Below are 12,707 nucleotides of genomic sequence, written 5' to 3'. Positions count from 1 at the left end.
CAAATCATTTCCATTTCCCTGTAAACTGAAAGTGCCATCGAAATACTATTGCAATTACGTGTACTAATACATATAATACACTTAAAGAGTGACATTGACTATGAGAGGGTGTGACCCATGTTATACAAAATTGATATGAAGAGCTCAGAACCGCTTTACGAACAAATCGTCAATCAAACGAAAGAGCTCGTCATCCGCGGTATCTTACGTCCGGGAGACAAGGTGATGTCAGTGCGTGAACTTGCCACCGACCTCGTTATCAATCCGAATACGGTCAGTAAGGCGTATCAGGAGTTGGAGCGACTCGGTCTCCTCGAGATGCGACGCGGGCGCGGGACGTTCGTTTCCGAAGACTGGGTAGACGATGATGCATCAAGAGAACCGGTCATCGCATCGATCAAGAAGATTGCGATTGATTGCCATTATGCGAATGTGCCATTAGAAGAAGCCATCGACGTATTGCGGACCGAATATGAGAAAGTAGGGGAAGCCAATGCTGAAAGTTGAGCAATTGAGTAAACAAATCGACCGTCAGACGATTTTGGACGGAATTGACTTTACCGTCGAATCAGGAGAAATCGTTGCGCTCGTCGGGCGTAACGGTGCCGGCAAGACGACACTTCTCCGGACGATGGTCGGAATCATCCGCCCCGATCAGGGAGACGTACTTTATGGAACGAAAAGTATCTTTAAAGACGCCGGATTGAAGCGGGACGTCATCTTCGTACCGGATTCAGCGGATGCGCTCAAACATTATACGGTAAACGAGGCGATGGACTTATACGAATCAATCTATCCATCGTTCAATCGTTCCGCATTCCGTGAGACGTTGACGCGTTACAACATCGAGAACAAAAAGATTCGCCAGCTGTCAAAAGGACAGAAGGCGCTCGTCACGTTATCACTCGCCTTCGCCGTCCAAGCGAAATACTACCTGCTTGATGAACCGACGGACGGTTTGGACGTCGTCGCCAAGTCAGACGTGTTGAAACTGATGATCGCCCAGGTCGAGAAGCGGAACTGCTCGATCATCGTCTCGAGCCACCAGTTGCACGAACTCGAACGAATCGCCGACCGCATCATCATGATCGAGAAAGGGCGCGTCAAAGCAATCATGTCGCTCGAAGAGGCGCGTGCCCTCAGCATCAAGTGGCAAGTCGTCTTCAACGATCATGTTCCGGTCGAGTTGCTCGAACGAAAAGATATCGAAATCATTAGTGTGACAGGACGTGTCGTGCTGTTCATGGCGAAAGAACGAACGGACGAGCTCGAGACGTTCATCGATTCATACAATCCGATGCTCATCGAAGAGATCCCGATGTCTCTCGAAGACGTGTTCCGTATCCAGTTAGGAGGAGAAGCCCATGCCGTCTAAAGTGTTGTTGAAGAAAGATTGGAAACAAGTGTCGCTGCTTTGGATCTTGCTCGTCTTCTTAGGGATCGTCGCTTTCACGGTGCCGGTGTGGACGGATATGTATGCGTACGAACAACAAATTCTTGAAATTAAACAAAACCCGAGCGACTTCCCGGATATCGTGACAGGTGATGTGAACGAGATGGTGCTGGAAGACTTCTTCGGGGATGGATCTGGATACGGATACCTCGGAGGTCTGAACGGACTCATTCCGTCAGGCGGTGTCATTTTCTTGTTTGTCATCTTCGGTGCCCTCATGGCGTCCGTGTTGATCGGAAGTGAACGCAATAGTCAAATGTCCGATTTCACGATGTCGTTACCGTACACGCGTACCCAGCTATACATATCGAAATGGGTACTCGGTGCGACAGGAATTGTAACATCGACCTTGATTGGTGGGACGTTGATGTTCCTCATCATCCGCTTCTCCGATTACTCTTTCTTGATGGAAGGAAAAGAGTTCAAGGTGATTGCGATGATTCTATTCTTGATGCTATCCGGAATTTCATTTTTCTCGCTCTCGTTATGGATGGGATCATTTGGCGGAGAGTCCATCTCACAAGTCATCTGGACGTTTGTCGCGCTCGTCTTTCCGATGGGGATTTTACTCCTCGTCCAAGGTTCACTCTACGCCTTCTTCCCAGATCGACTCTTCTCGTTCTTTGATGAAGCGTTCGAGAGTATCCCGATGCGAATTTTGTCACCGCTAAACAATATTTTCAATGTCGATATGTATTCAGTGTATACCGATCAATCGGTGTGGAATGACTTTATCACGTATGCCCCGATCCTTGCGATCGCGAACATCGCGCTCACATTCGGTCTCGGGTTGTGGATGTTCAAGGAAGCACCGCAAGAGAACAACGGACGCTTCTTCATGTTCTCGAGCTGGTTGTGGCTCATCCATATCGTCATTGTCATTTGCTTCGCGATGTTAGGTGGCGTATTGTTCTCGGTCATCTCGTACCCGCAAAACATGATCTTGTATGTGATTGGCTTTGTGATTGCAGCCTTCTTGGCGCACTTACTCGCCAAACGCTTGCTCTACCGCTTCAACTTGAAACTCAAATCGTAAGGAGGGACACCTATGAAACGCTTCTGTCTGTTGCTCGTTCTCGCCATCTCACTAGTAGGTTGCACGAATCCGGAACCGAACGTCTTTGAATATAAAGGTTCGAAAGTCGGGGACAATGCCGCCGTCGTCGGGATTGCCGGAAGCTTACCGCTACACGAATGCTATCAATCGGTCGAGTTGCAGACGAAGAAGCGTCCCTATGGGTTGACCGTCCGTTATGAAGATCCAGAGATGGAGCGAGCGGAGCAAGAGCGTCTTGCGATTCGGAATGCGGCTACTTACTTCACGCTCATTCCGAATGCGGAGATCGTCCGCTTTGCTTTCCCGAACCGGACGTATGCCTTCTCCCGGCCAGAGATGGAAGCGTGGTTCGGAACGGATTTCTCGAACATTCGTCACGAGAATGAGTTACAACAATTAATGAATCAGAAGTTGGAACAGCTGGATTCGAACAATTCCTATTTTAGGCGGGTATGACAGCGATTGGATGACAAATCCAATCGCTTTTTTTGATATTTTCTGAAAATTATCGGGTAAAGGGTAGATGAAAGCGTTTTCTTAGCATTATAATGGAGTTAACTGAATGAGTATTCATTTCCAAGGAGGAACAGCGATGAACAAACCGTGGTTACAAGATTATCCAGAAGGTATGCCCCAGTCGATTGATTACGAGGTAAAGCCGCTCTATGAGGCATTGTCTCGCGCAGCAAAGGATTATCCGAATCGTACGGCCGTCTCCTTTATCGGGAAAGAGTGGACTTTCGCGGAAATCGATGATGCCGCACGCCGACTCGCCACGATGCTCCAAGCGAAAGGACTTGAAAAAGGGGACCGCGTCAGCCTCATGCTCCCGAACTGTCCTCAATACGTCATCTCGTTCTATGCCGTGCTCTATGCAGGAGGGACCGTCGTCCAGACGAACCCGCTTTATACGGAACGAGAGTTTGATAACCTCATCACGGATGCGGGCGTCAAAATCGTCATTACCCTCGACTTGCTCTATCCGAAAACGCTTCGCGTCAGTGAAAAGACGGAGATCCAAACCGTGATCACGACAAGTATCGCCGATTACTTACCGTTCCCGAAAAACAAGCTGTATCCAATCAAAGTGAAACGAGAAAATAATATTGTCATCGACACGACCGGCTCGACGCCGTTTAAAGACTACAAAGACTTTAATCCGGTCACGCCGCTCGACATCGATCCAAAAGAAGACGTCGCGGTTCTTCAATATACAGGAGGGACGACGGGACTTCCGAAAGGCGTCATGTTGACGCACTTCAACTTGACGGCGAATGCGGATCAAATCACGAACTTATTCTATAAGTATAATCGCGGGGACGAGAAGCGCGTCTTGTGTGTCGTTCCGTTCTTCCACGTCTATGGGATGTCGTGCTGTCTGAACTTCGGGATCACGAACGGATATGAGCTTGTGCTCGTGCCGCGCTTCGAAGTGACGGATGTCCTGAAGACGATTCAAAAGAAAAAGCCGCACTTCTTCCCAGGAGCTCCGACGATGTACGTCGGAATCTTAAACGACCCGAAACTGAAAAAATACGACTTGTCATCGATTGAAGCGTGTATCTCAGGTTCGGCACCGCTTCCGATTGAGGTGCAAGAGGAGTTCGAAAAGATCACGGGTGGTCGCATCGTCGAAGGATATGGTTTGTCTGAGACGTCGCCGGTTACGCACGCGAACTTCTTATGGGATAAGCGGATCGTCGGCTCAATTGGTGCGCCGCTGTCGGATACTTCTGCTAAAATAGTAAAAGCAGACGGAGAGACGGAAGCAGATATCGGGGAGATCGGCGAGATCATGCTGAGCGGTCCACAAGTCATGAAAGGCTATTGGCAAAAACCGGAGGAGACGGCAGCCGTTTTGAAAGATGGATGGCTCGCGACGGGTGACCTCGGTTATATGGGTGAGGACGGATTCTTCTATATTGTCGACCGGAAGAAAGATATGATCATCGCCGGTGGATTCAACGTCTATCCACGTGAAATCGAAGAAGTGCTCTACGAACATCCGGCCGTCAAGGAAGCGGTCTGTATCGGTGTCCCTGACCCGTATCGTGGTGAGACGGTCAAAGCGTTCATCGTCCTTCGTGACGGGTCGAGCGTGACCGAAGAAGAGCTCGACAAACATTGTCGTGAGAAACTCGCGGCTTATAAAGTGCCTAAGCTGTACGAGTTCCGTGACGAGTTGCCTAAGACGTTCGTCGGTAAGATTTTACGCCGCGTCCTCGTCGACGAAGAGAAGGCGAAACAAGTGAAACAAAGCAGTTGACACCAAGCGTATGCATGATAGAATAATAAATGAATGAACCATCATTCATTTTTCTGCAGCGGTAAGGAGCTTGGGGTTAATGACAAATCATATTTCGAAAAGTGACCGAATCATTGATGCGGCGGTCAAAGTAATTGCCAATCATGGCTATCACGGTGCAAAGGTGACAGCCATCGCCAAAGAGGCGGGTGTCGCGGACGGCACGATCTATTTGTACTTCAAAAACAAGGAGCATCTCTTGATCGAGTTGTTCCAAGCGAAGATGGGGCTGTTCATCGACTACTCGAAACAACAAATCGGGAACGAGACGACAGCCGGAGATCAATTGTATCAGTTGATTGAATCACATTTAAAACAACTGTCGGCCGATTACGACCTTGCCGTCGTGACACAAATCGAACTCCGACAGTCGAACTTGGTGCTTCGCCAAAAAATTGGAGAAGTGCTCAAACCATACTTGAATTTGATCGATTCGGTCGTCAAACACGGAATCGAGACAGGAGAGTTCGACAAGGATCTAGATTATCGACTCGCCCGTCAGATGATTTTCGGCACAATCGATGAGGTTGTGACGAGTTGGATGGCGAGCGGCTTCAAGTACGACTTGATGTCGACGCTTCCGAATGTGCACCATATGTTAAAGAAGGGGCTTACTTAACAGTGAGCCCTATCACTAGCTCAAAAAATGAATGCTGATTCATGAATGATGGGAAAGAATTGACTAAAGGGGGATCAACCATGAATATTTTTGTTTTGCTGAAACGTACGTTTGATACTGAGGAAGCGATTCAGCTCGAGAATGGGGAAATTCAAGAAGACGGCGCTGAGTTCATCATCAACCCGTATGACGAATATGCGGTCGAAGAAGCGATTCAAAAACGTGATGCACTCGGGGGAGAGGTCACGGTCGTCACGGTAGGACCAGAAGACGCGGACAAAGAGCTTCGTACAGCGCTCGCCATGGGAGCGGACAAAGCTGTCCGAATCTCAATCGAGGACGATGTCGAAGATGCAGACCACGTCACGATTTCAAAAGTGCTCGCCACATACTTGAAAGAACAGGATGCAGACCTCATCTTTGCAGGGAACGTTGCAATCGATGGCGGTAGCGGACAAGTCGCACCACGTGTCGCAGAACTTCTCGACATGAACTACGTGACAACAATCACGGCTCTTGAAATCGATGGCACGACGGCTACGGTCACACGTGACGTCGAAGGCGATACAGAAGTCATCGAAGTCGCACTCCCACTTCTCGTGACGGCGCAACAAGGGTTGAACGAACCACGTTACCCGAGCTTGCCTGGGATCATGAAAGCGAAGAAGAAACCACTCGAAGAACTCGAACTCACCGACATCGACCTTGATGAAGATGAAATCGAAGCGAAAATCGAGACGATTGAACGATTCTTGCCAGAAGAGAAGAAAGCCGGCCGTATCCTTGAAGGCGACATGTCGACACAAGTGAGCGAGCTCGTACAACTTCTTCGCACGGAAGCGAAAGTCATTTAAGGGGGAGATCATAGATGAAAGCTTTAGTACTCGCAGAAGCGCGTGAAGGCGCGTTACGTAACGTATCATTCGAAGCCATCGCTGCGGCGAAGCAATTGACAGACGATGTGACGGCAGTCGTGATTGGGGATCACGTGCAATCACTCGCGCAAGAACTTGGGGAGTATGGCGCAAGCCGTGTCCTCGTCGTTGAAGACGATCGCCTCAAACACTATACGCCAGACGGCTACGGGCAAGTGCTCCGTCAGTTGATTGAGCAAGAAAGTCCGGACATGATCGTCCTCGGACACACAGCACTCGGGAAAGACATCGCACCGAAACTCGCGGCACGTCTCGATGCTGGACTCATCAGTGACGTCGTCTCTATCGAAGGAACAGGTCGTGACGCTGAATTCGTTCGCCCAATCTACTCAGGCAAGGCGTTCGAGAAAGTGAAGTTCAAAGACTCGGTCATGTTCTTCACAATTCGTCCGAACAACATCGACGCACTCGCGCGTCAAGCAGGTGCAAGCGTCTCAGTTGAAACGCCAGCAGTCGAATTGAAAGACCTCGCGATGATCGTCAAAGAAGTCGTTCGTAAGGCGACTGGGAAAGTCGACTTGGCGGAAGCGAAAGTCATCGTCGCAGGCGGACGTGGCGTGAAGAGCGAAGACGGCTTCAAACCACTTGAAGAGTTGGCTGAACTTCTCGGAGGAGCGGTCGGTGCTTCACGTGGAGCATGTGACGCCGACTACTGCGACTATGCGCTTCAAATCGGACAAACTGGTAAAGTCGTCACACCAGACCTTTACATCGCATGCGGAATCTCTGGAGCAATCCAACACTTGGCAGGGATGAGTAACGCGAAGGTCATCGTCGCGATCAACAAGGATCCGGAAGCGAACATCTTCAGTGTGGCGGACTATGGCATCGTCGGTGATTTGTTCGATGTTGTCCCAATGTTGACAGAAGAGTTCCGCAAGCACCTCGTCAATAGCTAATAAGCAAAACGTTTTGGGGTTGTTACCCTCCGTGGTATACTCTGAACATGAATTGCATGAGAGTTCTACATCAGGACTCTCTCATCTTATTGGGGAGGTTTTTACAAATGGCTATTAAACACGCAACGACTCAATCGTTTGAACAAGATGTAAAAGAGGGCGTAGTCCTCGTTGATTTCTGGGCAACTTGGTGTGGACCATGTCGCATGATCGCGCCAGTTCTCGAAGAACTCGATCAAGAAATGGGTGACCAAGTCCAAATCGTGAAACTCGACGTCGACGAAAACCCTGAAGTCGCAGGTGCTTTCCAAATCCAAAGTATCCCGACACTCATGATGTTCAAAGATGGCGAGCCTGTTTCGAAAACAATGGGCTTCCAACCAAAAGAAGCATTGAAAGAGTTTATCGCAACAGCACAATAATTGCTTAGCAGCCGATTGAAATCGGCTGCTTTTTTGTTTTGTCGAACGGAAAAGAAGGAAAAGGACAGGCAAGTAGGGAATAGGTTGAGTTATTCCACACACCCTCATTTACGGAAAAATCCGATACATATCGTCTGATTTCAAAATTTTTTTTGAAGAAATTCCGTCGGCTTCCTTCATATTTAAAAGATTCGGAATTTTAGTGAGGGCGTGCGCGGACTGGAAGCTTTTATCATGGAAACAGACTGAAAATTTACGCTATACTCATGAGGAAGACATGATGGAGTCAAGTGACCTTACTTTACGGCTCAATCTATTGTACGACTCTGTTCGAAGGAGGAATTTTCTTGTCGGTGTTACATTTAGCTATTTTGTTGCCGCTTCTCGCGGCACCGTTCATCCCGTTCTTGTTTCGGGGGATGAAGCAAATTCATACTGGCTGGTTCGTTTTGATCGTACCGGTCGTGCTCGTCACCTACTTCGCCGGATTCATTCCGATCACGAGTGCAGGGGACGTCGTGACAGAGACGATTGCGTGGATGCCGTCCCTCGGGATCAACTTCACGGCATACGTTGACGGACTCAGTCTACTGTTCGCCCTCCTCATCACGGGGATCGGCGCACTCGTTGTCTTATATTCCATTTACTATTTGAATAAGGACAAAGAGTCACTCGGGCATTTCTATGTGTATCTCTTGATGTTCATGAGTGCGATGCTCGGGGTCGTTCTCTCGGACAACATGATTGTCATGTATATGTTCTGGGAGCTCACATCGATTTCATCATTCCTGTTGATTGGTTACTGGTATGAGAAAGAGCGTTCACGTTACGGCGCACAGAAGTCGATGCTTCTCACCGTATTCGGTGGATTGTCGATGCTCGGGGGGATCGTCTTACTCGAGTCGATGATTGGTTCGTACAGCATTCGTGATATGGTCGCGAACTCTGGCGTCATCGCCGAGAGCCCGTTCTTCCTTGTCGCGATGATTCTCATCTTGCTCGGGGCGTTCACGAAATCGGCGCAGTTCCCGTTCCACATCTGGTTGCCTGACGCGATGGAAGCACCGACTCCGGTCAGTGCGTACCTCCACTCGGCAACGATGGTCAAGGCGGGTCTCTACCTCGTGGCCCGTATGAGCCCGGTGTTCCAAGAGTCATCAGTCTGGCTATGGACGATTGCCGGGGTCGGGATGTTTACGATGTTCTGGGGCTCGTTCAACGCTGTAAAGCAGACCGACTTGAAGGGAATCTTGGCATTCTCGACAGTCAGTCAGCTCGGGTTGATTATGTCACTCCTTGGTCTTGGTGCGGCTGCGCTCCACTATGACGGTATGGATGACAATATCTTTATGGTCGCGACGATCGCAGCAATCTTCCATTTGATCAACCACGCGACATTCAAAGGCTCGCTCTTTATGATGGCCGGGATTGTCGACCACGAGACGGGTACACGTGACATTCGTAAGCTTGGCGGTCTGATGACGGTCATGCCGATCACGTTCACGATTGCCGTCATCGGTTCGTTATCAATGGCCGGTCTTCCGCCGTTTAATGGTTTCTTGAGTAAAGAGATGTTCTTGAAGGCGACGACGAAAGTCTTCTCGGCCGACTTCTTCGCACTCGATACGATTGGAATCTTACTTCCGGTCATCGCGTTCGTCGGAAGTGTGTTCACGTTCATCTACAGCATCATGCTGTTTACACGGACGTTCATGGGCAAAGCGAAGTTCGATCAATTGCCAAAACAACCGCATGAGGCGCCGATCGGCATGTTGATTTCGCCGGCCATCCTCGCGCTTCTCGTTGTAGGTCTCGGGTTCTTCCCGAACGTTTTGTCGAACTCGCTCATCAAACCGGCCGTCGAGTCGATTTATCCGACACTCGTCGCGCAAGGGCAAGATGTAAAGGTAGATATTTATTTCTGGCACGGTCTCACGCCTGAACTATATATGACAATCGGGGTTATCCTTCTCGGTTCATTGTTGTTCTGGCAAATGGGCAAATGGATGGGCATCTACAATCGGATCCCACATCGTTTGACGCTCAACGGGATATACGATGGTACGCTCGTCTGGTCAAACAAGGCGGCATATCGCTTTAAAGACAACTACATGACTGGTTTCATCCGGTCGTATTTGATCTATATTTTCGTCTTCCTCTCAGGCATGATGCTCTTTAGCATCTGGTGGTTCGATATGTACCGATTCTCGTTCGAGAACTTGGCAGAGATTGCACCGTATGAATACGTGCTCGGCGCTGTCGTGATGCTTGCGGCGCTCGCGATTCTATTTATGCGTTCGCGTCTACCGTCCATCATCTTACTCGGGGTTGTCGGTTACGGCGTGGCACTGTTCTTCGTCTTCTTTGGTGCACCTGACTTGGCACTCACACAGCTCGTCATCGAGACGGTCTCGGTTGCCTTGTTCTTGCTCGTGTTCTATCACATGCCGGACATCAGCAAGAAGGAAGTACGGATGCGTTTCAAAGTCGGGAATGCCATTGTGGCCATTCTCGTCGGGACGACCGTGACGCTTCTCAGCTTCATGGCGCTCACGAATAAATCGCTCACCTCGATCTCCGAGTATTACAAAGAGAACGTGTATGAGCTTGCAGCAGGTAAAAACATGGTTAACGTCGTCCTCGTCGACTTCCGTGGATTTGATACTTTGTTTGAAATCGTCGTTCTTGGAATTGCGGCTTTCGGGATCTACACGATGATTAAATTTAGAACAACACGACGTACGAAAGGAGAAGGTGCACATGAAGCAAAACAGCAGACGCGTCAATGACGTCATCTTGCAGACGGCCGCGATTATCATTTTCTTCATCATCGTCATCTTCTCGATCGATTTGTTCTTTGCCGGTCACTATTCACCAGGTGGAGGGTTCATCGGTGGATTGATGACATCCGCGGCACTCGTCTTGTTGCTACTCGCATTTGATTCGAAGACGCTCGCGAACGTGCTCCCAATCGACTACCGTCTCATGACGGCAAGTGGATTGTTGATTGCACTCGCGACAGGTCTTCACTCGGTATTCTTGGGTCGTCCGTTCTTGACGCATGCTTACGGGAAGTTCGACTTACCACTTCTCGGTGAACAGACGCTCCACACGGCGATTGCGTTCGACTTAGGGGTTTATCTCGTAGTCATCGGAATCACCTTGACGATTATACAAACGATTGGAGAGAGTGAATAATGGAAATCTTCGTTAGCATCATTATCGGTGTCTTGACGATGTGTGCCGTCTATCTTGTTCTCTCAAGAAGTTTGTTACGCATCATCATCGGCACAGCCTTGTTCAGTCACGCGGCACACCTTCTCGTCTTGACGACGGCAGGTTTGAAGACAGGGGCAGCCCCTGTCCTCGTCGACGGTGTGACTGAATTCACAGACCCGTTACCGCAAGCGCTCGTCTTGACGGCAATCGTCATCAGTTTCGGGGTGACGGCGTTCTTCCTCGTACTTGCCTACCGCACGTATCAGGAGCTCAGCACGGACAATATGGAAGAAATGAAAGGAACAGAATCGTATGATTAACTTACCGGTCTTTCCAATCGTCATTCCTGCGCTTGCGGCCATCATCATGATGTTCATGCCAAAACGGGTCCAGCTGCAGCGTGTGATGGCTCTTGGAGCTTTAGTTATTACGGCAATCGTGTCACTCTTCCTTGTGCACACGGTCTCCACGGAAGGGATTCAAACCCTCAACCTCGGGAACTGGCAAGCACCGTTCGGGATCACGCTCGTATCGGATATGTTGTCAGCCCTACTCGTGACGACGTCGACTCTCCTCACGCTCTTCATCGTGTGGTTCGCCGTCCATTACTTCTCAGACTCATATGAAGGCAACTACTTGTACATCTCGATGCTCTTCTTGCTCGTCGGGGTGAACGGTGCCTTCACGACAGGTGATATCTTCAACTTGTTCGTCTTCTTCGAGGTCTTCTTGATGTCTTCATACGTGTTGATTGTACTCGGTGGACGTGGCGTCCAGTTACGTGAGTCCATCAAATACTTGCTCGTGAACATCATCGCCTCGGCACTCTTCGTCATGTCGGTCGCCTTGCTCTATGGCGTTACAGGTACGCTCAACTTGGCAGACTTGGCGATGAAGATCCCGCTCGTCGATAACCCGGACGTCATTACTGTCATCGGTGTCCTGTTCGTCATCGTCTTCGGGATGAAAGGGGCACTTGTCCCACTTCACTACTGGCTCCCTGGAGCGTACGTGGTCGCGCCGACACCGATTCTCGCGATGTTCGGGGCACTCTTGACGAAAGTCGGGGTCTACTCGATTTTACGGACGTACACGCTACTCTTTGATGGAAACGGTGAGTTTTTACAGACGTTCCTCATGGTGCTCGCTGTCCTCACGATCTTCATCGGGATGACAGGGGCTATCGCTTATAACGATGTGAAGCTGATTATCATCTACAACATCATGATTGCGGTCGGGGTCATTTTGTACGGAATCTCGGTCAACACGCAGACGTCCCTTGAAGGGTCGCTCTACTACTTGATTCACGATATGATCATCAAGGCAGTTCTCTTCATGCTCGTCGGGATGATGATTGGGATCACCAAATCCGGTCAATTGCGCGATATGGGTGGACTCATCACACGCTTCCCTCTGTTCGGATGGACGTTCTTCGTCGCAGCGCTCTCGCTTGCAGGGATTCCGCCACTTAGTGGATTCTTCGGGAAGTTATTGATCGTATCAGGTGGGATGGACGAAGGAGAACTGTTCGGACCACTTCTCGTCCTCTTATCAAGTCTCTTTGTCCTCTACTCGGTCATGAAGATCTTCTTGAACGGATTCTGGGGAGAGGCGAAGCGTGAGTATGACGGACCACTCGTCCCATATACGAAACGTTTGATTGTACCGGTCTTCTTGTTGCTCATCATTGCGGTCGCATACGGATTTGGGGCAGAAGCCATCCATCCGTATATCACGCAAGCGATTGAGCCGCTCGTCAATCCAGAAATCTATATCGATGCCGTGATAAAGGAGTGAA

Annotated in this window: 13 protein-coding genes; all 13 read left to right on the top strand. The window is 49.7% G+C overall.

What is annotated here, in order from left to right:
- Positions 1–117 precede the first annotated feature (117 nt).
- The 13 genes from AC5LIL_RS10350 to AC5LIL_RS10290 all read left to right on the top strand — a co-directional run bounded on the left by AC5LIL_RS10350 (position 118) and on the right by AC5LIL_RS10290 (position 12,706).
- Positions 118–507, top strand: a complete 390-nt coding sequence (locus AC5LIL_RS10350; RefSeq protein WP_074032742.1) for a GntR family transcriptional regulator — start codon at positions 118–120, stop codon at positions 505–507.
- Entirely contained in the window at positions 494–1,375 is an 882-nt protein-coding gene (locus tag AC5LIL_RS10345; RefSeq protein ID WP_499824056.1) for an ABC transporter ATP-binding protein, read from the top strand. The genes AC5LIL_RS10350 and AC5LIL_RS10345 overlap by 14 nt, the downstream gene beginning before the upstream one ends.
- Positions 1,365–2,489, top strand: coding sequence for an ABC transporter permease subunit (locus tag AC5LIL_RS10340; RefSeq protein ID WP_499824055.1), 1,125 nt, complete (start codon positions 1,365–1,367; stop codon positions 2,487–2,489). The genes AC5LIL_RS10345 and AC5LIL_RS10340 overlap by 11 nt, the downstream gene beginning before the upstream one ends.
- A 12-nt stretch (positions 2,490–2,501) precedes the next feature.
- Positions 2,502–2,966 carry a DUF4825 domain-containing protein gene (locus tag AC5LIL_RS10335; RefSeq protein WP_499824054.1) on the top strand — a complete coding sequence of 155 codons (465 nt, stop codon included), beginning with the start codon at positions 2,502–2,504 and terminating at the stop codon, positions 2,964–2,966.
- Between the two features lie 136 nt (positions 2,967–3,102).
- Positions 3,103–4,776, top strand: coding sequence for an AMP-binding protein (locus AC5LIL_RS10330; RefSeq protein WP_499824053.1), 1,674 nt, complete (start codon positions 3,103–3,105; stop codon positions 4,774–4,776).
- Between the two features lie 79 nt (positions 4,777–4,855).
- Positions 4,856–5,434, top strand: a complete 579-nt coding sequence (gene fadR, locus AC5LIL_RS10325; RefSeq protein ID WP_214695232.1) for a fatty acid metabolism transcriptional regulator FadR — start codon at positions 4,856–4,858, stop codon at positions 5,432–5,434.
- 80 nt (positions 5,435–5,514) lie between these two features.
- The gene (locus AC5LIL_RS10320; RefSeq protein ID WP_074032747.1) at positions 5,515–6,288 is read left to right on the top strand and encodes an electron transfer flavoprotein subunit beta/FixA family protein; all 774 of its coding nucleotides are present in this window, start codon (positions 5,515–5,517) and stop codon (positions 6,286–6,288) included.
- 14 nt (positions 6,289–6,302) lie between these two features.
- Entirely contained in the window at positions 6,303–7,268 is a 966-nt protein-coding gene (locus AC5LIL_RS10315) for an electron transfer flavoprotein subunit alpha/FixB family protein (RefSeq protein WP_214695236.1), read from the top strand.
- Between the two features lie 107 nt (positions 7,269–7,375).
- The gene (gene trxA, locus AC5LIL_RS10310; protein ID WP_015881090.1) at positions 7,376–7,690 is read left to right on the top strand and encodes a thioredoxin; all 315 of its coding nucleotides are present in this window, start codon (positions 7,376–7,378) and stop codon (positions 7,688–7,690) included.
- A gap of 347 nt (positions 7,691–8,037) precedes the next feature.
- Entirely contained in the window at positions 8,038–10,479 is a 2,442-nt protein-coding gene (locus AC5LIL_RS10305; RefSeq protein ID WP_499824052.1) for a Na+/H+ antiporter subunit A, read from the top strand.
- Positions 10,451–10,888, top strand: a complete 438-nt coding sequence (locus AC5LIL_RS10300) for a Na(+)/H(+) antiporter subunit B (RefSeq protein ID WP_074032750.1) — start codon at positions 10,451–10,453, stop codon at positions 10,886–10,888. The genes AC5LIL_RS10305 and AC5LIL_RS10300 overlap by 29 nt, the downstream gene beginning before the upstream one ends.
- Entirely contained in the window at positions 10,888–11,229 is a 342-nt protein-coding gene (locus tag AC5LIL_RS10295; protein WP_015881093.1) for a Na(+)/H(+) antiporter subunit C, read from the top strand. Before AC5LIL_RS10300 ends, AC5LIL_RS10295 begins: the two co-directional genes overlap by 1 nt.
- Positions 11,222–12,706, top strand: a complete 1,485-nt coding sequence (locus AC5LIL_RS10290) for a Na+/H+ antiporter subunit D (protein WP_499824051.1) — start codon at positions 11,222–11,224, stop codon at positions 12,704–12,706. Before AC5LIL_RS10295 ends, AC5LIL_RS10290 begins: the two co-directional genes overlap by 8 nt.
- The last annotated feature ends 1 nt before the right edge of the window (position 12,707 follow it).

The sequence above is a fragment of the Exiguobacterium sp. RM11 genome (assembly GCF_059821525.1).
This window is presented reverse-complemented; position numbering and strand designations above follow the sequence as displayed.